This window comes from Paraprevotella clara YIT 11840 (assembly GCF_000233955.1).
GTDB classification, from domain to species: domain Bacteria; phylum Bacteroidota; class Bacteroidia; order Bacteroidales; family Bacteroidaceae; genus Paraprevotella; species Paraprevotella clara.
Window position 1 is genome coordinate 106,157 of the sequence record NZ_JH376625.1, and the last position, 22,171, is coordinate 128,327.

The 22,171-nt window shown below is 51.2% G+C and carries 12 protein-coding genes; 9 read left to right on the forward strand and 3 right to left on the reverse strand.

The features are described from left to right. Nucleotides 1-167 precede the first annotated feature (167 nt). Nucleotides 168-1,811 (reverse strand): rhamnogalacturonan acetylesterase, encoded by a 1,644-nt coding sequence (locus tag HMPREF9441_RS14435; RefSeq protein ID WP_008622480.1) that lies wholly within the window; start codon nucleotides 1,809-1,811, stop codon nucleotides 168-170. A gap of 235 nt (nucleotides 1,812-2,046) precedes the next feature. Here HMPREF9441_RS14435 and HMPREF9441_RS14440 point away from each other — a divergent pair, with 235 nt between their 5' ends. The 9 genes from HMPREF9441_RS14440 (at nucleotide 2,047) to HMPREF9441_RS14480 (ending at nucleotide 16,124) form a co-directional block, all read left to right on the forward strand. After that, nucleotides 2,047-2,919: an electron transfer flavoprotein subunit beta/FixA family protein gene (locus HMPREF9441_RS14440; protein ID WP_008622482.1), complete on the forward strand. Its 873-nt coding sequence runs from the start codon at nucleotides 2,047-2,049 to the stop codon at nucleotides 2,917-2,919. Nucleotides 2,920-2,921: 2 nt separating this feature from the next. Further along, nucleotides 2,922-3,944, forward strand: coding sequence for an electron transfer flavoprotein subunit alpha/FixB family protein (locus tag HMPREF9441_RS14445; protein WP_008622483.1), 1,023 nt, complete (start codon nucleotides 2,922-2,924; stop codon nucleotides 3,942-3,944). Nucleotides 3,945-3,949: 5 nt separating this feature from the next. Next, the gene (locus tag HMPREF9441_RS14450) at nucleotides 3,950-5,680 is read left to right on the forward strand and encodes an acyl-CoA dehydrogenase family protein (protein WP_008622486.1); all 1,731 of its coding nucleotides are present in this window, start codon (nucleotides 3,950-3,952) and stop codon (nucleotides 5,678-5,680) included. A gap of 207 nt (nucleotides 5,681-5,887) precedes the next feature. Continuing rightward, nucleotides 5,888-8,662 (forward strand): UvrD-helicase domain-containing protein, encoded by a 2,775-nt coding sequence (locus HMPREF9441_RS14455; protein ID WP_244949792.1) that lies wholly within the window; start codon nucleotides 5,888-5,890, stop codon nucleotides 8,660-8,662. 103 nt (nucleotides 8,663-8,765) lie between these two features. Beyond that, nucleotides 8,766-10,793, forward strand: coding sequence for a leucine-rich repeat protein (locus HMPREF9441_RS14460; RefSeq protein WP_008622490.1), 2,028 nt, complete (start codon nucleotides 8,766-8,768; stop codon nucleotides 10,791-10,793). Between the two features lie 319 nt (nucleotides 10,794-11,112). Further along, on the forward strand, nucleotides 11,113-12,285 hold the full coding sequence (locus tag HMPREF9441_RS14465; RefSeq protein WP_244949793.1) for a hypothetical protein: 1,173 nt from the start codon (nucleotides 11,113-11,115) through the stop codon (nucleotides 12,283-12,285). Further along, nucleotides 12,276-12,863, forward strand: a complete 588-nt coding sequence (locus tag HMPREF9441_RS14470; RefSeq protein WP_008622493.1) for an RNA polymerase sigma factor — start codon at nucleotides 12,276-12,278, stop codon at nucleotides 12,861-12,863. Before HMPREF9441_RS14465 ends, HMPREF9441_RS14470 begins: the two co-directional genes overlap by 10 nt. Then, nucleotides 12,850-13,317 (forward strand): hypothetical protein, encoded by a 468-nt coding sequence (locus HMPREF9441_RS14475; protein ID WP_008622494.1) that lies wholly within the window; start codon nucleotides 12,850-12,852, stop codon nucleotides 13,315-13,317. The genes HMPREF9441_RS14470 and HMPREF9441_RS14475 overlap by 14 nt, the downstream gene beginning before the upstream one ends. Nucleotides 13,318-13,472: 155 nt before the next feature. Further along, nucleotides 13,473-16,124: a PCMD domain-containing protein gene (locus HMPREF9441_RS14480; RefSeq protein WP_244949794.1), complete on the forward strand. Its 2,652-nt coding sequence runs from the start codon at nucleotides 13,473-13,475 to the stop codon at nucleotides 16,122-16,124. A 96-nt stretch (nucleotides 16,125-16,220) separates the two neighbouring features. Here HMPREF9441_RS14480 and HMPREF9441_RS14485 read toward each other — a convergent pair whose 3' ends face one another. Next, the gene (locus tag HMPREF9441_RS14485; protein ID WP_008622497.1) at nucleotides 16,221-17,597 is read right to left on the reverse strand and encodes an alpha-L-fucosidase; all 1,377 of its coding nucleotides are present in this window, start codon (nucleotides 17,595-17,597) and stop codon (nucleotides 16,221-16,223) included. A 231-nt stretch (nucleotides 17,598-17,828) separates the two neighbouring features. After that, complete coding sequence (locus HMPREF9441_RS14495; RefSeq protein ID WP_008622499.1) at nucleotides 17,829-22,169, reverse strand: glycoside hydrolase family 2; 4,341 nt, start codon at nucleotides 22,167-22,169, stop codon at nucleotides 17,829-17,831. Nucleotides 22,170-22,171 lie beyond the last annotated feature (2 nt).

Consider the following 22,171-nt stretch of genomic DNA (forward strand, 5'->3'; position numbering starts at 1 on the left):
GAGATTAAATGTTAAATATACGGTTTTGGAGTGCATAAACTCCGTATATACCGTATATTTATTCATTTTGTCGCACTATTTGGAGGCGTTTTTTTCTGTTTTTCTCGTAGGAAGTTATGAAAAATGTCGGACAAATCCGATTATCCGACCTTACTTTGGGCGTGTGTTTATTTCAAGTACCGGGCCAGCGGGCTGTCTGTGGCACGCAGACCTTCGGCTATGCTTTGCGCGTTGAGTTGCGCACCTTTGAGCGAGGTGTGCGTGTGGTCGCGGTTATAATAAGCTTTGGCGCCTTCTTGGCCTATCCGGTCGAGGGTATCGGCCGAGATGTTGTGCAAGTCCACGAACTCTACGGCGGTTTGGGCCACTACCTCCCGATACCATTTGCCGTAGCTGTCGTTGCGGCGTTCTATCTTTCCGCCGGGCCATTCGTTGCGGGGCGTGAGGGACACCAGAATCGGCGTGGCACCTTTTTCGCGCACGTCGTCGATGAATTTTTTCAGGTACCATCCGAAGGAGTAAATGACTTCGTTGTAAACTTTATCTCCTTTGTTGACCCGGTAAACATGACTGGTATCCTGTGCGCAGGCAATGACACCGCGTGCCTTGCCCCGGCCGATGTCGCCGATGTCGTTATGGCCGAACTGTATCAACACGAAGTCGCCCGGTTGAAGGGCGTTGTAGACACGTTCCCAACGGTTTTCTTCCAGATAAGTGCGCGTGCTCCGTCCGGCTTTGGCTTCGTTCGCCACAGTGATTTTGTCCGTGTCGAAGATGGTTCCCGCCTGACTGCCCCAACCCCACATGCCGTCCGGGGCTTTGTCCTCGTTCTTTACGGTGGAATCTCCCGTGATGAAGACCACGGGTTTGCCTTTTTCGCGTTTCACTTGCGCGGCGGGCGGTTCGAGGTTCGTCAGGCAAGCCTGCAAGGCTTTCAGCGCGGGGTGCGTGGAAGCGGCCAGTCCTTCGGCGGCCGAACGGGCGTTCAGGCGTGCGCCGAACGCACTGGTGTGGATGCGGTCCCGATAGAAGTGGTAATCCACCTTCCATGCCGAGAACCGGTCGTATTTCGAGGCCGATATTTCGTTCAGGTCTACGAAGGGTATGCCTTGCTCTTCGGCCACTTGCCGCGCCCAAAGCCCGAAGGTTTCGTCCACGCGTGCGATGTGTCCGGGGCGTTTCGTGTCCCATGCGTTGCGGGGCGTGAGCGAGAGCAGGATGGGGTGTGCGCCCAAAGCCTTGCATTCACGGACGAAACGGCGCAGGTATTCGCCGTAGCTGTAGACGATTTCCTCCTCACCCGTCTCCTTGATGGTCACACAGAGCGAGTCCGTGGGACTGATACCGCGTATGGAAGCCCGTGCGCGGCCGCTGTCGAAGGGACCATTGTCGTTGTGCCCCAGTTCGATGATGACGTAGTCTCCCTTGCGGATACCTTTCTTCACGTCCGGCCAAAGTTTGCGGTAGAATGTGCGGCTGCTCGTGCCGCCCAAGGCATGGTTTTCCACGGTCAGCCTGTCCGCGTCGAAATATTCGTGGGCGAAATACCCCCAGCCCCATTGGCCGTTGTCGCCGTTGCCTTTCGTGCCGGTACGCATCGTGGAGTTGCCCACGAGGAAGAGCACGGGGTGGTTGCCCTTTCGCGACGAACCGGGCACGGGGCGTGCCGTGTTGGCTTTTTCCAAGCTGTCGAGTGTGAGGTCCGTGACGTGGTTCACGTCCTCCATCGGGCGGAAGTCTTTGGGGTTTTGGGCGGTGGAACATAATCCGCATCCTATTAAAAGGGCGGAAAGCATACAGGTCTTCTTCATGTCAGTCAGTATTTCGATTGGTGTCGCAAAGATAATGTTTTGGACCGGATTCCAGCTCTTTCGATAGAGAAAAACTCTTGTTCCGAGAGTGAATCGTCTTGCAAATTACGGTCTGAATGCCTTTTTATGCTTTTTTTCCTTGGGCACTTGACGTAAAATAAGTACATTTGCGAGATATGTTTTGCCATGAAAAGGAAACAAGTCTTAATCTATACGACAAAATAACTAAAGAACTATGAGTTTAAACATCATTGTACTTGCCAAGCAAGTTCCCGACACCCGAAATGTCGGGCCGGATGCCATGACACCGGAAGGTACGGTAAACCGTTCTGCTTTGCCGGCCATTTTCAATCCCGAGGACTTGAATGCGCTGGAACAGGCTTTGAGGCTGAAAGATGCGAATCCGGGTTCTACCGTGACCGTCATCACTATGGGGCCTCCCCGTGCAGCCGAAGTGATTCGCGAGAGTTTATACCGTGGGGCCGATGGGGGCTATTTGTTGACCGACCGCGCTTTTGCAGGTGCCGACACATTGGCCACCAGTTATGCGCTGGCTGCTACTATTCAGAAATTGGGCATGCCCGATGTGATTTTGGGTGGTCGTCAGGCCATCGACGGCGATACTGCACAGGTAGGGCCGCAAGTGGCGCAGAAATTGGGCTTGCCTCAGGTGACCTATGTGGAAGAAATCCTGAAGTGCGCCGACGGGAAAATGACGGTGAAGCGTCATATCGACGGCGGTGTGGAGACTGTGGAAGCTCCGTTGCCCCTCGTGCTGACGGTGAACGGTAGCGCGGCTCCTTGCCGTCCGCGCAACGCCAAGCTGGTGATGAAATACAAGCGCGCCATGGTGCCGATGGAGAAGCCAGCGGAAGGGTTGGCCTATGCCGAAGAGTACGAAAAGAGACCTTACCTGACTTTGGGACAGTTGAGTACGGCCGATGTGGATGCCGACTTGAAGCAGTGCGGCCTGAGCGGTTCGCCCACCAAGGTGAAGGCCGTGCAGAACATCGTGTTCAAGGCCAAGGAGAGCAAGGTGCTGACGGCTTCCGATGCCGACGTAGAGGGATTGATACAGGAATTATTGGCTAACCATACAATCGGATAAAGATGAACAACGTATTTGTATATTGCGAGCTTGAAGGCACCACGGTGGCCGAAGTAAGCCAGGAATTATTGACCAAAGGCCGTAAGTTAGCCAATACGCTCGGCGTGCAGCTCGAAGCTGTGGCCGCCGGGTCGGGCATTACGGGAAAGATAGAACCGCAGATATTGCCATACGGCGTAGATAAATTGCATATCTTCGACGCTCCGGGGCTGGCTCCCTACACGTCGTTGCCGCATACGGCCGTGTTGGTGAACCTGTTTAAGGAGGAGCAACCGCAAATCTGCCTGATGGGGGCCGATGTCGTGGGGCGTGATTTGGGTCCGCGTGTGTCGTCCGCCCTTCATTCCGGGTTGACGGCGGACTGTACCTCATTGGAAATCGGTTCCCATGAGGATAAGAAAGCCGGAAAGAAGTATGAGAACCTGCTTTATCAGATTCGTCCGGCGTTCGGCGGTAACATCGTGGCTACGATTGTGAATCCTGAGAACCGTCCGCAGATGGCTACGGTGCGCAGCGGCGTGATGAAGGCGGAAGTGCTCGATCCTAATTATAAAGGAGAAGTCATTGTACACGATGTGGCCAAGTATGTACCGGAAACGGAATACGTGGTGAAGGTCATCGACCGCCATGTGGAGAAAGCTAAAAATAACCTGAAAGGTGCGGCCATCGTCATTGCCGGAGGTTACGGCATGGGCAGCAAGGAAGGCTTCGGCATGCTCTACGAATTGGCACACGAGCTTCATGCCGAAGTAGGTGGAAGCCGTGCGGCAGTGGATGCCGGGTTCTGCGACCACGACCTGCAAATCGGCCAGACCGGCGTGACGGTACGCCCGAAAGTGTATATCGCTTGCGGTATCTCCGGGGCTATCCAACACATTGCGGGCATGAAGGAAAGCGGTATCATCATTTCCGTGAACAGCGATCCGAACGCTCCGATCAATGCCATTGCCGACTATGTCATTAACGGTACGGTGGAGGAAGTCGTGCCGAAGCTCATCAAGTATTACAAACAAAACAGCAAGTAAACAACATGGCTAATTACTATTCAGATATACCGGAACTCAAGTATCACTTAGAGAATCCGATGATGAAGCGCATTGTGGAATTGAAAGAGCGCGACTTCAGGGACAAGGACGAATTTGATTATGCGCCGGTGGACTATGCCGACGCGATGGATTCGTATAATAAGGTGTTGGACATCGTAGGCGACATCACGGCCAATGTGATTGCCCCGAATGCCGAAGGTGTGGACGAAGAAGGCCCGCACTGCCACGACGGCCGTGTGGATTACGCCCGTGGGACGGTGGAGAACCTGGACGCCATGGTCAAGGCCGGTATGAACGGCATGACGATGCCGCGCAAGTACAACGGGTTGAACTTCCCTATTACGCCGTACACGATGTGTGCCGAGGTGGTGGCTGCCGCCGATGCCGGTTTCGGAAACATCTGGTCGTTGCAGGACTGTATCGAAACGTTGTATGAATTTGGCGACGAAGACCAGCACAGCCGCTTCATCCCGCGTGTATGTGCCGGGGAAACGATGTCGATGGACCTGACCGAACCGGATGCCGGTTCCGACTTGCAGAGCGTCATGCTGAAGGCCACCTTCGACGAGGAGAATAACTGTTGGAGGCTGAACGGCGTGAAGCGTTTCATCACGAACGGTGACGCCGACATCCATTTAGTGTTGGCGCGTTCGGAAGAAGGTACGAGGGACGGCCGCGGTCTTTCCATGTTCATTTACGACAAGCGCGACGGCGGAGTGGACGTGCGCCGCATCGAGAACAAAATGGGTATCCACGGTTCGCCGACTTGCGAACTGGTGTATAAGAATGCGAAGGCTGAGTTATGCGGAAGCCGCAAGTTGGGTTTGATAAAGTATGTCATGGCATTGATGAACGGTGCACGCCTCGGCATCGCCGCACAGTCGGTAGGGTTGAGTCAGGCGGCCTACAACGAGGCTTTGGCATACGCGAAAGACCGTGAACAGTTCGGTAAGGCCATCATCAACTTCCCGGCCGTATATGACATGCTGGCCACGATGAAAGCCAAGTTGGACGCAGGTCGCGCGTTGTTGTACCAGACTTCGCGTTATGTGGATATTTACAAGGCATTGGACGACATAGCCCGCGAACGCAAGCTGACGCCGGAAGAGCGTGCCGAACAGAAGAAGTATGCCAAACTGGCCGACAGTTTTACGCCATTGGCCAAGGGTATGAATTCGGAATACGCCAACCAGAATGCTTACGACGGTATCCAGGTGCACGGAGGTTCCGGTTTCATGTTGGAATATGCTTGTCAGCGCATTTACCGCGACGCTCGTATCACTTCTATTTACGAGGGTACGACCCAGTTGCAGACTGTGGCGGCCATCCGTTACGTGACGAACGGGGCATACATCGCCACCATCCGTGATTTCGAGCAGCAGCCCGTGCTTCCGGAATATGAGAGCTACATGAACCGCGTGAAGGAGATGGCCAACAAGTTCGACGCTTGTACGAACGCCGTGAAAGAAGCCAACAATCAGGAACTGCACGATTTCGTGGCCCGTCGTTTGATGGAGATGGCAGCCGACACCATCATGTGTCATTTGCTGATGCAGGATGCCACCAACCGTCCCGATTTGTTTGCCAAGAGCCTGAACGTGTATGTGAACTATGCCGAGGCCGAGGTGGAGAAGCATTTCAACTTTATCCGCAAGTTCACGGCAGAACAACTGGACAGCTACCGCCAGATGGCTGTGGAAACGTCGGCTGAATAATCCGGTACGATATATGATCATCATGAAGAGGAATACTTTCTGTGTAAAAAAGAAGTATTCCTCTTTTTGTTAAAAATGGCTGTATCACAGGATGATTGTGGCTTTTTTTATAATTTTACACCCAAATAAATCAAGTTGGTTTGCCAGTAGGAAAAACAAAGTATGTCGGTTTGGAAGTGGGATAAGATATTTTTCCGGAGAAAAAAAGTGCATTCAGAGGGTGAAGAATGTACTGAAAGCAAGCGCTTGGAGGATTTCGAGAGGCAAATCGGACTTTTACTGCATAGCGACCGTTTCATAGCCCGAAGCGATTACCGTTCCATTCACGAAAGATATGCGGAACTGCATGTCAGTCTTTCCAATTTGGAAAAGATGGGGATGTTGGACATGTATTGCGAAAAGAATCGTATAGACCCGAAGAAAATGGATAGATTCCTTTGCCTGTATGAAGACTTGGGCAGTAAGGAGGGTTCCAAGGTAGTTGAAGCGCACAATGACGAATTTGTTAAAAGGCATTTGGCCAAAGACAAACTTTATCTTGATACGATACTTCGTAAGGTGGACCCTAATGTGAAGCTGGATGAGGAACAGCGACGGGTCGTATTGTCCGATGAAGACTACACGTTGGTTGTGGCCGGGGCCGGAGCCGGGAAGACAACGACCATGGCTGCGAAGGTGAAATACCTTGTGGAAAAAAGAGGGGTGGAACCGGAACAGATATTGGTCATTTCATATACGAATAAGGCGGTCGGGGAATTGCGCAGCAAAATCAATAAGGATCTGAAGATAGATTGTCCGGTGACGACTTTCCATAAGACGGGCTATGCCATACTGCGAAAGCGAGACACCGAAAGGAAGACGATCGTGGATGGTGGCTTTATGTGGCATGTGGTCAACAATTATTTAAAAGGGAACATATTGGAGTGTCCGGAACTGGTGGATAAGCTGATATTGTTCTTCGGAAGCTATTTCGACGCACCGTATGAGGGAGACAATCTCAATGATTTCTTCAACTACATATCCAAAGCCGACTTTTCCACTTTGCGTGGCAATATGGATGAGTATGCAGAAAAGATTATAGACCAACGGACCGGCAAATGTGTCAGCATTGCCCACGAGACGTTAAGGTCGGTTCAGGAGGTCAGGATAGCGAATTTCCTGTTCATGAACGGCATCGACTACGTGTACGAGAAGATTTATCCTTATAATATGAGGTATACGTACAAACCCTATACTCCGGATTTTACGATTACCCAAGGAGATAAGACGGTGTATGTCGAACATTTCGGTATTACGGAAAATGGCTGGAACAGCAGATATACGGAAGAACAGTTGGCCCGGTATAAAAAGGAAATAGATGATAAAATCCGTTTGCACCGCAGACACCATACGGATTTGGTTTATACTTATTCCGAATACAACGACGGGCGCGATTACCTTGACCATTTGCAGGAAATGCTCGTAGCCCAAGGGATAGAGTTCCGTCCGAGAACTTCACGGGAAGTTTTCGACAAGTTGGTCAGCACGGAAGAGAACAAATATATCATAAAGTTGGTCAAGCTGGTTTGCACGTTCTTGCATGGCTTTAAGACCAACGGTTTCACGATAGAGCATTTCCATCAGTTTCAAAGCAAGTCCTCCAATGAGAGAAACAAGTTGTTTCTATCCATCTGCGAGCGGTGTTACTTAGAATACTCCAAGCGTCTGAAAGAAAAGCAAGCGGTAGATTTTGAAGACATGATAAACAGTTCGGCAAAAATGCTCCGCGAAAAGGAAATCCAGGGGGAGAGGTTGGGGTTCAAATATATCATAGTCGACGAGTATCAGGACATTTCCCGCCAGCGGTTTAATCTGACTTTGGAGCTGAGCAAACTCTGCGATGCAAAGATCGTGGCCGTGGGCGACGATTGGCAGTCCATTTATGCCTATGCAGGTTCGGATATCACGTTGTTCACCCAATTCAAGGAATCCTTTGGGTACGGGTTGGAACTGGGTATTACCAAAACTTACCGGAACGCCCAGGAAGTAATCGACATAGCCGGTGGTTTCATACAGAAGAACACGGCGCAGATACGCAAAAGCCTGGTTTCGCCCAAACATATAACACGTCCGGTCGTGGTCGAAACCTATACGGAGAACGTAGACCGGAGCAAATATGCCGGAAAGGGTGGGAAGTATTTCCTTGTGGGCGAAACGGTGGAGAGGATTGTCGGGCAGATATTGGAGGAGAATCCGGACGCATCGATATTGTTGCTGGGGCGTTACGGGTTCGACGCCTTTAACCTTTGCCGTTCGTCGGAGTTCACGTACGAGGAGAAGACGGGGAATGTGATTTCCAAGAAGTACCCGTTCGCGAAACTGGATTTTATGACCGTGCACCGCGCAAAAGGATTGGGATACGACCATGTCATTCTCATCAATGCCCGTAATGAGTTGTACGGTTTTCCGTCGCAAGTGCAGGACGACCCGGTATTGAAGTATGTCGTGAGGGACGACCATTCGATGGAATATGCGGAAGAGCGTCGGCTTTTCTATGTGGCCTTGACACGGACCAAAAACCGTGTGTACATCGTTGTGCCGCAACAGCATCCGTCCGATTTCGTGAGGGAACTCGTGAAAGACTATCCCGGCGTGACAGTAAATGGAGAATTGGACGATTGCCGGGAGACGCGCACTGAAATGAAACGGTGTCCCGTCTGCGGTTATCCCATGCAGTTGAGGTACAAGAAGGCATACGGGTTGAAGTTGTGGATTTGTTCCAATGAACCGGAGATTTGCGATTTCATGACCAACAACCTGAAGGGCGGTGATTTGCCTATCCTGAAATGCGACTGTTGCAAGGACGGTTATTTGATAGTGAAAGAAGGATGGGGAGAACCGTTTTTGGGATGTACGAATTACAGGGCCGACCGGAGCGGATGCAACCGTGCGATTTCACGGGACAAGTATTTGAGGTCTGTAAAGCCGTTTTTTGATGAATGAGATACTTTTCTTAACCGGTTTTTGAAAAAAACACGATTTTCTTGTCACAAAATTCCGAATCCTGCGTATTTATGTATGAAGGACTATTAAAAAGTGAAATACCATGGAACGGAAAGGAAACTGTAGCAGTGAGAATGTTTTGTATTATGCCCGGATATTGTTCGTGTGGTTTTGTCTTTTGGGACAAGTGGGCCATGTCGCGGCAAAACGTTTGAAAGTGGAAGTGGAAACGCCCGGGACGTTACCGGAACTGGTGGGGAAGAAAGCCAAATACAAGGTGACGGACCTGACGCTGAAAGGAACATTGAACGGGAGGGATTTGTGCTTCCTGCGCGAAATGGCCGGGAGGGACAAAGAGCGGCAATCCACACCGGGACGTTTGCGCGTGTTGGACATGCGGGACGTTTCTTTTGCCCGTGGCGGAGGAGGGTACGTAAGACACGGGGAATGGAGAGAGGTGCAGGGAGAGCATACGCTTCCGCCTTATTTGTTCAGCGAATGTGGATTGACGCATATCGATTTGCCCGAACGGTTGGACACCATCGCGGAAGGGGCTTTGGGAGCCACACGGATCAGTAGGATCGTGTTGCCGGAAAATGTGTTTGTGGGTGCTTCTGCCTTTTATGGGAGCAGCGAATTGGTGGAAGTGGTTTTCCCCCGGCAGGCGAGGGGCGTCTGGAAGGGTGCTTTCGAAGGATGTGCCCAATTGAAAACCTTGTCGTTGAATCATGTGGACTTTATCAGCGGAGGTGCTTTCCAGAAGATGCCGGCCGTGGAGCGGATTGAGGTGAACGGAGACGTGGGACAACTCGACGGGTGGCGCACTTTTGCCGAATGCCCGCAGTTGAAGCGTGTGGATTTCCATGGCGTAGTCTTGGGAACGGGAGGCCCCACGTTGCTGGCGGACTGTCCCCGGTTGGAACAGGTGGTGTTCCATGGCGATATATTGAGTACGGGTCTCGGCGCGGCAGAGCATTGCCCTTTGTTTGAAGGATATACCGTGAAAGGAAAGGTTCTGCGCAGCCAGCATAAAGACTTCGTTCCGCAAGTATCGGATGAAGAACGTCTGGAGGGACGCGGTTTGGCCGACTTCATGAGCCGGTTCGCGCCGGTTGTACGCCGGATTTGGGCACACGGTGGAGGGGTGATGGGCTATATGAAGAAGACCTCAGCTCCTTGGTTTTATCGTTCGGCCTGTGCTTGGGCATCTGAGGGGAGAGACGAGGAGGCTTTGGCGCATTTGGACATCGCAATAAAGTTGGGATTTGCCAAGTATGACCTGATAAAGGGCGGCAAGGAGTGGGATGCCCTGCGCGGAAATCCGGAGTTTCAAGCCCTTGTGGAAAAGGTGCGTGAAGTGGGGGACTACCTTTATGTGTTGAAGAAGTCCCCGGCCTATCGGGAAGATACCCGTCCGATGCCTGCATTTACGTACCAATCGGCCACGGACAGTAATTTGGTACGTGTGCGCCGCTATTTCAATTTGGATAGCATAGCCGGCGACGGCGACGAAATCAGCCAAATCAAGAATCTGATGTATTGGTTGCATGATGCCATCCGTCACGACGGAGGTTCGATGTGGCCGGACTGTGCACGGAACTCGATAGCCATGTATGAATTGTGCAAGCGGGAAGGGCGCGGGCTGAATTGCCGTTTTCTGGCACAGGTGCTCAGTGAGATGTATCTGGCCATGGGATTCCCGTCACGCTTCGTGACGTGCCAGTCGAAAGCGTATGATACCGACACCGATTGCCATGTCATCAATATGGTGTGGAGCCGCCAGTTGGGGAAATGGATATGGATGGACGCGTCTTTTGCAGCTTACGTCACCGACGAAAACGGTCTGTTGTTGCATCCGGGCGAGGTGCGTGAGCGGCTGATCAAGGGGCTCCCTTTGGTATTGAACGAGGATGCGAACTGGAACCATAAGACCAAGCAGACCAAAGAAGGATATTTGGAGAATTACATGGCCAAGAACCTTTATATGCTTGATGCCCACCTTGAAAGCCGGTTTGAGACGGAGCCTGCTGACGGGTTGGGAAGTCCTCGAATGTATTTGGTGCCGGAGGGATTCTGGCCGTTATCCGGACATACTACCTATGACGACCGTTATTTCTGGCAAGCTCCTTAGTTCGGTGCAAGGCCGGGATGAAGGACGTGTATGGATCAAGGGGCTGTTTTTTCCACGGGAAAAAGCGGCCCGATTTTTCTGCGCCAAACGAAAAATCAATCTCAGGCGAACGATTTTTCGTTCGCCTGAGATTGATTTTCCGATGTCAGCCGGGTGATTTTCGGGGGAACTCCACTGCCCGAAACCGTTTCTATCGTATTGTAGGAGGATGGGCGTGGCATGCCTTGTTTTTTCTTTGAACGAAATGCCTTGTGGCGTGTATTTCCTTATGACACGTGTTGCAAGTACAAACATTATTCATGGTAGAAACAGAAAGAATATGAGAAGGACGTTGATTGTTTCGTGGGCGGTGGTTGTGGCGCTTTGCGCGTCGGCACAGAAACCGCAGGAGATAAAAGGAATCGTGGAAGAGGCGCACGACTCGCTCTGGTATGCTGGCCAGGTTAAGGCTTGGCAAAGAGAGGTGGACGCAGACGAGCAGGATGAAAAGGCATGGCGCAACCTGTTTGAGGCTGCCTGGGGGCTGAATTCTTGTTCCCGTGGAAAGAACGATGGAGGGATACCCCGTATCCTGGAGCGTATGGAACGGGCTATTCCGGAGACTTATACCTATAATATATGTGCTTACCGCGCCTCCCAGGGGCCTGACAACAAGTTTGCGGAGAAGGCGATGACCCTGTTGCCGGACGATATTTCAGACCGTGGATACGATGCCGTGTTGGGATATCTTTGGATGATGGGGGAAACGGACGGGACAGGATGGAAGGCCGGGCTTTTCAATGACATCCTGCGTCGCCAGTATGAGCATGGCAAATATCCTTCGTTTATCCTGCGTTTCGGTTACAACCAGTTGCAAGGGATGGCCGAAGGCGGGCTTTTCTTTGGCAACGGCGACGCGGAGCTTTTCGACAAGCTCATGTTGCAGCGTGCGATGCGTGTGCATACGGACAAGGTGGTGGTCGTGATTCCTTTTCTGTCCATACGGTCCTATCGCGACGCTTTGTGCCGGCAGTTGGGGATTCCTCCCTTTCCCGGGCGCGAGGTCAGAACGGAAGAAGAGTTCAAGGCGGCTGTGCAAGAGATGGTGAAATACGTCATCCGCGAATCCGGTCGTCCGGCTTACTTCTCGCCGGGTTCGCAGTGGGCCGTGCAGGGCATAGCCCGCAAACTTTATAATGAGGGATTGGTGTATCGGTACAGTGAGGAGCCTTATGACAATGTTTCGGCAGCCCAACGTCATGTAGAACGGGATTATCATTTCGATTACCTGACCGAACCGGCCTTCCGTGTGGAGACATGGTGGTCGGGGAGCGAGATGTTGCTGCTGAACTACACGGTCATGTTGGGCCCGTTGGTGCAGTCGTATAGAGAATCGGGTAATCAGGAGCGTGCCGACTGGCTTTACCGGATATTGAAAGCTTCGGTGGAGAACGGCGGGTTTTCAGCCGCGAAGAAAAAGGAGTATTTGGACTATTTGGAGAAATGGCGGTAAAAATAAACTTCAGGCCGTCGTTGCGGAAACTATCGGACGAGGAATTGATGGGACGTGTGCGGCGAACGGGTGACGAAAAGGCTTTCGATGAACTTTACCGTCGTTATGCCCGACGCCTGCACGGCTTTTTCTTCCGTATGCTGGGACGGGAAGAGCAGTTGGCAGCGGACTTCACGCAGGAGCTGTTCTTGCGCGTATGGGCGGCAAGGGGGCGGTATGAATGCGGACGGGAGTTATGTCCTTGGTTTTTCACGATGGCCTATAATCTGTGCCGGAATGAATACCGTTTCCGGAATATTGCGGTCGGTTTTGCGGAAGAGGTGCGTGGCGGGCCGGATACGTATGAGGAACAGCCGGAACTTCGGATGGACATCCGGATGTTCGACCGCGAACTTTCCGCATTGTTGGACAAGTTGCCTCCGGAACAACGTGTGTTGTTTGCTTTGCGTTATGAAGAGGAACTTACGGTACCGCAACTGGCCGAGGTAATGGGTATTCCGGAGGGTACGGTGAAATCGCGTCTTCATTATTTATTGCAATACTTAAGAAAGAAATTGAAGGTTTATGAAACACTTTGAGGAACAAGTCTCACAGGCAGCCGCACGGCTGCGGAATGAAGAAAACAGCCGTTTGCGTGTGCCGCGGAATCCCCGTCGGTCCGGAGGCATTTCCTGGGGATGGGTGGCTACGCCGGTGGCCGCCGTGGCCGGTCTGTTGTGGGGAGTGGAGTTGGGACGGATGTCCGGTGAATCTTCGTTGCAGCAGGTGTCGCAGGTGATAGATACGGTGATACGCCGCGAGGTCGTGCGTGACACGGTTTATTCCGTTCGTCCCGAGAGCAAAGTCGCATCGTGGCAGGTCGGGGAGAAAGGCAAACGGAGCCGGGGGGACTGCGCCCGTTCGCCGGATACAGGCGGAAAGCCGGAAACAGGGACTGGGGACGAGACTTTACAGGCGCGGACGGGGAAATGTGTTTTGGAAGACGGCATCGACTATTCCATGCTCTGGGAGGCTGTGAAAGCAGGTAAGTGACATCTTAAAGTGGATTTTTCAGTATATATTTCGGTAAAAGTCCTCTTTTTACCGTATTTTCTTTGGTTTTCATACGGACTATGGTAACTTTGTCTTCACTAATTGCCAAGTGTATTAATAGTATTTATAATTCCAAAAAAAGAAAGAGAATAATAATGAAGAGAAATCTACTTTTATCCACTTTGTTGCTGGCTTCGGCTTCGATGGCAGCGCAGGGTTTTGACGGTTCGTTCAACGAGCCTTGGGAAACTTGTTATCCCGATGGGGTAAACGCCGTTGGTTTGCAACCGAAAGGTTGGATGGCCTCCAGCGTGTGCAAAAACTTTTTTATCACGATTACAGAAGAACTTGTGGCTCCGGATACCGACCGTAGGGAGGAGGTTAACGGCCATTCCGTTAAGATGTGGAACAACTATGTAGGAATGTTTGGTATTGGAGCAACGGCGCCGGGATATATAACATTAGGAACATCTTGGGCGTATGGTGATGTGACGAATGTGGGCAAACCGGAAGATACCAGTGATGGAGGATCCTATGGGGGGATTGAGTTCACTTCCCGTCCCGATTCATTGGTGTTCTATGCAAAGCGTACGCATGCGCAGGAAGCACCTGCAAACGGTTCCTTTAACTCGAAAGAGAAAGCCATGGCCATCTTTTATTCTTGGACTGGAACTACTTCTTCCAAAGTTATAACCGGAATGAGCAATGCGCCGGTGGAGATAGATATGATAGACCGGGAGAAAGATATTTTAGGCATGCCTACGGGTAGTGAAGTGACAGGGGATGCTAAATTGGTGGCTTCTGTAGAATATCCCATCGAGGGTGACATTGAAAATTGGACGCGTCAGTCTGTGGCTATTGATTATAAGTCGGATGGGAATCCGGAAAAGATGAACATCATATTCTCGGCTTCCGATTATTTCAATCGTTCGGAATTGGGTACGGGTAATGCCCTTTATGTAGATGATGTGCAGTTGGTGTACAATTCACGTCTGAAATCTCTCGTAGTAGACGGCAAGGAAGTGAACGGATTCTCCGACGGTGTGTTCGATTACCAACTGCCTGCCGACTTGCAGGGTAAGGACATCATGGCTACGGCTTTCGGTAAGGACGCGACAGTGGAAACCGTTACGGAAGGCAATGTGACGACCATTACGGTGAAGGATGAAACGGCTATGGGTGAGAAGGTAAACACTTACACTTTGACGTTTAAGGGAGTGAGTGCCGAAATCCAGTTGCCTGCCGAGATTCCGGCGTTGACTTATGGCGACGAGGTGGATGGTTTGGGCTTTATTTCCAATAATACTAAGGACGCTTTGGCGTACAGTTTCTCCAAGGAAGGCGTGCTCGAAGTGGGCGAAGACGGAAAGCTTCGTGCTGTCGGTGCGGGCGAGGTCGTAGTGACCGCCAGCCAACCGGGCAGCGATGATTTCACTCCGGCTGAATCCGAACCCATGACATTGACCGTGGCGAAAGCACCGCTCAACGTGTCGCTGGCCGATGATGCTTGGACATGGCGTGGTATAGCTGTGTCTACGTCTAACATGGACAAGGGGAAATGCCATTATACTTTCGTTTATGACGGGTGGAAATGGAATGATGCAGAAAAAGACGCTTCTGAGGTTTTGTCCAAGTTGCCCACGGTATCGGCATCTGCACCGAAAGATGCGGAAGCTGTAGGTAGCGAACGTGCGGCTAAGTTGAGTGGCGGTGCGGCAGAGAACTACGATTTGAAATTTGCCGAAGATGCGAAATTCAAGGTGGTAAAGAATAAGGTAGGCGTGTATGTCAAATACGGTAGCAACACTTTATCTACGGCTTACGATGACGAAAAATATCGTACGGTAAACGCCGCTGTGGGACAAGAAGAATATATCTTCACGACCGGCTATTCTGATGTGGTGTATGATGATGAGGACGTTTTGGCGGCTTTGGCCACCCAACCCGAAGTGGTGTGCAACGTGAACAAGGATGCCGTTGTGGGCGACGAGTTCCCGGTATCAGTCAAGTTGCCCGAAAAAGTTTCTTTCGACAATTTTGAACTTGTCAGCATTGTGCCCGATGTGGCCAAGCTTGTTATGGCTGAGAGCCCGGGCATTACGGTGACAGTGCCTGAGACGGTGACTTACGGTGATGAATTTACGTTGGTGACCAACGAACACGGGATTACGTACAATAGCACTGTCTTGACTTCCGGGGTGGTAAGCATGACTACAAAAGGCGTGGTTACGGCCAAGAAAGCCGGAAAGGCGGAACTGGTAGTGACTACGACAGCTAAGACGATAGACGGTGTGGATTATGGTGCCACTACTACAAAGGTTGCTTTCGACATCCAGAAGGCTGCCCTCACTATCAAGGCCAACGATGTGGAGGTCAATCTTGACGGTGACCTGTCCGAGACGTATGAACTCGTGTATGAAGGGTTCGTGAACAAAGACAAGGCTGAGACGGTATTTACCGACATGCCCGTGGCTACGGTGAATTTGCCCGAACCGTTGACGGCCGGCACTTACCCCATCAAGGTGTCCGTGAGCGAAGAACCGGAGAATTATGTGGTGACTACGGTAGACGGTACATTGACTGTCAAGGACGGTTCTTCCGTTGCGGGTGTGAGCAGTAAGAATGACAAAGTGGCTTATGCCAATGGCAACCTTTACGTTCCTTGCGGCGGACGCGTGGAAATATACGCCCTGACAGGAGCTTTGGTCGGTCGGTATGAAGGCGCTGTTATTCCGGTAGCTTTGCGTACCAATACATTATACATCGTGAAGACCCAAAAGGGTGCTTTCCGTTTGTGGGTGAAATAAGTTAAGACGTGTCGGCTTTAGATGCCGTACACGTATAATAATCCCCTTATTCTTTCTCTTTCCGGATTGGAGAGGATGGAATAAGGGGATCTTTTTTTAGTCGCGGCGTTCGTTATACACGCCTATTTCATTCAGGTACATGCGTTCGTTTTCGTTCTTCTTGGTGAAAGTGACTTTGACTTTGTTTCCCCAGACTTCATCGAAGCGGTGCACTTTTACTTTTCCGTCTTTCGGAGTCACGGGAATCTCATGCCAAACTCCGTCTTTGAGGTAGTGCACGCGATAGCTGCTGAAACTCTGGTTGTCATCCACCAATGAAATCATGTTGAACGGGCGCGTGTGTTCAAATTCCACTTCGTACCATGGTTCTTTGATTCTCGGATTGGAATGCCAGGCCGATCCGAAGTTGTCGTCGTTTCCGAAATCCATGATGAAGGAATCGTAACTCCAACTGGAATTGGCCGGACGGTGTTTGGCGATGTTTTCTGCCGTAATCGGACGTTCGTATTCGCCCAACGTCATTTCGCCACCTTCTTTTCCTTTCCAAAGGCGGCCGATTTCCTTCAACGCCTCCAAGGCATTGTCATCAATCAGTCCGTCCCGGTTGGGCGACACGTTGAGGATGAAGGTGCAGTATGCTTTGTTGAAAGGTATCAGGTTCTCGTTGACAATCCATTCGGGAGATTTCACGTCCGTTGTGGGGAAGTCGCTTTTCCAGAACCACGACGAGTTCAGCGGCAGGCACGACAAGGCCGGCATCCGGTTGGTGTCTTTGGAGATGTGTTGTCCGGCATTCTGTTCGAAGGACTTGATGTCGGTGTAGAACAATGCGTCCTGTGGGTATTTGGCAGAGTTCAAGTCCATGACGAGGCAGTTCGGCTGGAGCTGTTTAATGAAGTGATAGATGTCGTCGAACGGGACTTCTTCGTATGAAATGCGCGACCAAGGAGCGTCCCAACCGTCGATGATGAGGGCGGAAATGGGGCCGTAGTTAGTCAGCAGCTCCTTCAATTGATTTTTAATCAAATCTATATGGTTGCGGTTGATAAATCCCGGACGTAAACGATGGTGCGTGTCGAGGATGGAATAATATAACATCACGTCCAACCCTTTTTTACGGAAAGCGTCTACGTATTCCCGTACCACGTCTCGTTTCAGGGGACCGTTCATGACGTTGTATTCCGTAGTCTTCGTGTCCCAAATGCAATAACCACTGTGGTGTTTTGTGGTCAGGCATCCGAATTTCATTCCTGCACTAAGGGCTGCTTCGGCCCATTGGTTACAGTCCAGTTTCTTCGGGTAGAAGGTTTCGGCCGGCATGTCGGGGGCGGGCCAGTCTTCGTCCACGAATGAGGGCATGTTGAAATGAATGAACATACCGAACTTCTCATTGACGAATTTCTGTTGCATGGCTTTCAGGTTGTCTTGGGCAAGGACCGAGCCACACACTGCACAGGCTAACATGAGCAGCATGCTTCTTAAACTTTTGCACATAAATGATGAATGTTTTTAATGGTTATAAAAAAATAGTTTCTTTCTCAAGCAAAGGTATGTATTCCGCAGCTTTCAAAAAGTTGATGGATGCTTCAAATAATGTAATAGCTGCACCAAAACGGGGGAAGAGAAAAAGAAACGTACACTTCCGGCTGTTGGATAATGTGGTTTTATCTGCGGAAGTGTACGTGAATCTGTTTGTGAAAGCGGTTATAAGACTACTTTGAAAGTTTGTGTCTTATGTCCTATATCGGCTTTTATGAGATAGACCCCGCATCGGGGAATATCGATTGTTCCGCTGTCGTCGACTGTCATGTGTGAAATGGTGGTGCCGGTTTCGTCCATGACGGTCAGGGTTGTACTTTCGTTCACATGGTAATGCAGTTTGCCGTTTGCACCATATATCCGGACGCCGGGGAGCACATGTTCCTCTACGGAACTGCCGGACGGGTCGAAACGGGACAGTGTGAACGCTCCGCCCCTCTTGCCGTTGTCGATGGCCTGTACGCCCCATTCATACGTGGCTTCCTCGTCATCTATGTACATGGAGTAGACGGTCGTCGAGATTTGTCCCGAGATTTCTCCAGTTTTGATGAAACCGGTCTGCACGTCTGCCGGCACGGTCATGAAGAATTTGTCTGAACCCGACTTTTTCAAATACAGGTTGTACTGCAAGGCTTCTTGGGGAGTGACGTCGTCCGAAGCTACGTCCCAACTGAAAGTAACCATCTTTGTGGCTTGGTTGTAGACGGCTTTCAGGTTTTGGGGAGCGGTGGGGGCTGCGTTGGGGACGGCTCCCTCGTCGGACGATGTGTTCCGGTAAAGTTCGGTGGCGCATTCGCGTGAACATACGTCGCTATGCGCCCATCCCATGTTCCAGGCATCCAGATAACCGTCGTTGTCGAAATCTATCAAGTGGTTATTACCATGGGTTACACGATCGAATGTCCAAGGAGATGCCGTGTCGTACCATCCGCCGCAGGGCTTGAAGCAGAAATCTCCCCGGTTCAGATAAAGCCAAGTCGTGATTTCATGGCTTTCGCCGTGTCCACCTGCTAAGATGTCCGGCAGTCCGTCATGGTTCACGTCGCCGAACGAGGGGGTAGCTCCGTCTACTCCTTCAAATCCGCAGAACAAATCGTCCAACATTTCAAATGTCCGTCCGCCTTTATTGCGGTACACATAGAATGATTTGGCATTTTGCCCTTTCGTGGCAGAGTACCCGGTGACGACGATGTCCGTCCACCCGTCTGCGTTCAGGTCGCAGGGGAAACAAGACGAATCGTATGATCCGTACAGGTATTGCCCGTTTTCAGAGAAAGTACCGTCGCCATTGTTCCAGTAGATGCGGAGATTGCCTTCGCCCGGGCCGTAACCGGATGAAATGATATCCAGCCAACCGTCGTTGTCCATATCGGCAAAATGTACCGAACCTCTTGATAGCCCTGTGAAGGGTTTGTCGCCGTCCAAAGGGGTTTCTTGTCGGATGAACCCTTTCCCTTTATTGTTTTTATAGAGGTAAAGCACGCGCCGGTCGTGGTGTACGACGGGCTTACCGTTTTCATCCGTGATTCCGTTTGTGTCTTCGTAGTCATCCAGTCCGGCGATGATGAAGTCAAGATAACCGTCTTTGTCATAATCGCCTACGGAGACGTAGTGGCGCGACCGTCCGCCGTCCAGCGAGCCGTAGATAGGAGAGATTCCCATGAGATTGCTTTCCGGTGTGGCTTGATTTACTTCTTCAAAGACATATTTTCCGTCCGGTCCGATTCCTTTGTTCTCGTACAGGTAGGCGACCACATCGTCGAGGTCGTTTTCATAGTCCATAGATTTTACTCCGGGTACGAACAAGTCCATTAAGCCGTCGTTGTTGTAGTCGAACCATGTGGGGCAAGCATAATATACCACATCGAAGGGACTGTCCAGCTTCTTGAATGTTCCGTCTTCTTGATAGTCATACAGGGCGGAGAACTTTTTCCGCGAGGTTATCCGTTGGTGTTCGTTGTTGCCGGAATAAGTGACTTCCAGGAATCCGTCGTTGTCGTAGTCGCCCCAAGCCGCGTCGGAGCGGTCGGTGGAGTGGAGGAACTGTCCGCGGACGATGGCCGTGGCCGCTTGTTCGGCTGGCACGGGGTATTTCACTTTTTCAAATACCGGTTCTGTCGGATTGCCCGGTTCCGGAAACTCGGTAAAGTCTTTGTTCGTGAATTCGTCATACACCTCTTTATAATGGAAATCTGTGGCTGAAAACGCCGAGATGCCCACGTCTACGATTTGGTCGTAACCGGTTTGAATACATTTCACGGCTATCAGGTTCCAACTGTTCGGTTTGAGGGTCTGGCGTGCTTCGTCGGAGATGTCGTAAGGAATGTAATTGGAAACAGAACCTTTTTTCGTGGCAGCCCAAACTCCGTTGATATAGATGAAGATGTCATCGTCATGATAAATCATGAAGCGCATGCAGTCGATCATTTCTTGGGTGACATCGCCCAAGTAGAACCAGCGGCGCAGGTAGATTTGCTCAGTTGTCCATGGTATTGAAATGATGCCCTGAGTGGTCCATACGGAACTCCTACCGAACGCTGCGGTACCTTTGGGCCACAGGCTGTCGTCGAACTCTTTGGCGAACCAATATCTCGGTGCATTGTCTTCGGTGATGAACTTCCATTTGTATTTATGTTCCTTAGCGGTCGATACGACGGTCTGTACTTTCACATCGCTATGAGGCATATTGATGCACTCTAATATTTTGTTTTTCAAATCCCCTGTGGGTGAATATGGTTTCAATATGCGCCGGTCATAAGTGTAGATGCCGTTTTTCTCAATTTCCACGTCCGACAACTGTGTGTAAACGGCCGCATTAAGCCCATAATAATAATGGTCCTTGATTTTGTCTGCCAAGTCGTTGAACATGACAGTAAAGTCTTCCGGTGTTTCCACTGTCGTGTAGCCGAAGTCACCGCCTGGCCAGATATGTCCGGGTACTTTTAGTGTGATGCCCCCGTATTCGCCGTTGACGCAAGCACGTTTTTGGTCGATCGGACAAGATGGATAAGGATAGCTGTGAGAGTCCTTTATGTCACCGATTTCGGCATCGTTCCATCCGCTGGCACAGCAGACAAGGCTTTGCGGACTGACTTTGTCGATGACTACTTGCGTCATCCGTTCGGTGTCGAACTGTCCCCACCCCTCATTGAATACGACCCATTGCACGATGCTCGGATGGTTTTCGAAAGCATCTATGATGCGGACGGCTTCCTCTTCGAAGTTTTGCCTTGCGAAGGCTTCGTGTCCTTCTGGAAGGTTCGGACTGGGCAGGTCTTGCCATACCAGAATTCCTTCACGGTCGCAATGCATGTACCAGCGTGACGGCTCCACTTTGATGTGTTTGCGTATCATGTTGAAGCCGAGTTCTTTCATCGCTTTGATGTCGAACAGCAGGGCTTCGTCGCTGGGTGCCGTGTACAGTCCGTCCGGCCACCAACCTTGATCCAGCGGTCCCATTTGGAAGATTTGTGTACCGTTCAGGAAGATACGCGGTGTGCCGTCTACGTTTTTCACTTCAATTTTGCGCATGCCGCAATAGCTTTTTACGGCATCGGTTTGTTGTCCTCCTGAGGATAGTGTGATGTTGAGGTCGTAAAGGTAGGGATGTTCCGGCGACCACAGTTCCGGAGCGTTTACAGGCAAGGTGCATGGGGTGCCTGTGGCTACGCCTTGCAATGAAGCCACAGTGTTACCGTCTGGGTCTGACAACCGGATGTCGGCAGTGGCTTCGCTGTCTCCGGTGGCGTTCACTTGCAGTTTGAAGCAGGAATTGTCCACGTCCGGTTCGATAGACAGTCGGGTTATGTGTACCGGATTCACCGGTTCGAGCCAAACCGTCTGCCAGATGCCGCTGACCGGAGTGTACCAGCATCCCCACTTGTTCAAGGCTTGTTTGCCTTTAGGTTGGCCTTCTGCTCCCGTATTGTCATGGATATAAACGGCTATTTCCTGTTCGCCTCCGTCCGTTAAAGCAGAGGTGATGTCGAAATAGAACGGGTCGTAGCCTCCGGTGTGACTGCCCACTTTCTTACCGTTCACGTAGACCGTGGCTTCCCAATCCACGGCATCGAAATGCAATAGGATGTTTTTCCCTTTCATGCTTTCCGGTATGGTCAGGGTTCGCCGGTACCAATAACATTGGTTGTCGCTTTCTTCCATGATGCCGGAGAGGGCGGATTCGATCGGGAAAGGCACCAGAATCTTCTTGTCGTACGTAAAGTCTGCTTGGTATGCTTCTCCCTCTACGGCCTTTCTCAAGTCCCATACTCCGTTTAGGTTGAGCCATTCTTCCCGTTCCATTTGCGGACGGGGATATTCGCCGAGTACGTTGTTGACATCTATGGTTTCGCTCCACGGGGTCATCATCGGCCCCTGTTTCATCTGCCATTCTACGGCATTTGCCGTCTGTATGCCTGTGAGCAATAGCAGGCTTGCGGCAATCATGTGTTTTATTTTCATAAAGGTTATTTTGGGAATGGATGCGAGGTCATGTTCGCCTCGCATCC

Bases quoted from the DNA above. Each gene is read 5' to 3' on its own strand.
- HMPREF9441_RS14435 (WP_008622480.1), bottom strand. From the start codon at position 1,811: ATGAAGAAGACCTGTATGCTTTCCGCCCTTTTAATAGGATGCGGATTA.
- HMPREF9441_RS14440 (WP_008622482.1), top strand. From the start codon at position 2,047: ATGAGTTTAAACATCATTGTACTTGCCAAGCAAGTTCCCGACACCCGA.
- HMPREF9441_RS14445 (WP_008622483.1), top strand. From the start codon at position 2,922: ATGAACAACGTATTTGTATATTGCGAGCTTGAAGGCACCACGGTGGCC.
- HMPREF9441_RS14450 (WP_008622486.1), top strand. From the start codon at position 3,950: ATGGCTAATTACTATTCAGATATACCGGAACTCAAGTATCACTTAGAG.
- HMPREF9441_RS14460 (WP_008622490.1), top strand. From the start codon at position 8,766: ATGGAACGGAAAGGAAACTGTAGCAGTGAGAATGTTTTGTATTATGCC.
- HMPREF9441_RS14465 (WP_244949793.1), top strand. From the start codon at position 11,113: ATGAGAAGGACGTTGATTGTTTCGTGGGCGGTGGTTGTGGCGCTTTGC.
- HMPREF9441_RS14470 (WP_008622493.1), top strand. From the start codon at position 12,276: ATGGCGGTAAAAATAAACTTCAGGCCGTCGTTGCGGAAACTATCGGAC.
- HMPREF9441_RS14475 (WP_008622494.1), top strand. From the start codon at position 12,850: ATGAAACACTTTGAGGAACAAGTCTCACAGGCAGCCGCACGGCTGCGG.
- HMPREF9441_RS14480 (WP_244949794.1), top strand. From the start codon at position 13,473: ATGAAGAGAAATCTACTTTTATCCACTTTGTTGCTGGCTTCGGCTTCG.
- HMPREF9441_RS14485 (WP_008622497.1), bottom strand. From the start codon at position 17,597: ATGCTGCTCATGTTAGCCTGTGCAGTGTGTGGCTCGGTCCTTGCCCAA.
- HMPREF9441_RS14495 (WP_008622499.1), bottom strand. From the start codon at position 22,169: ATGCGAGGCGAACATGACCTCGCATCCATTCCCAAAATAACCTTTATG.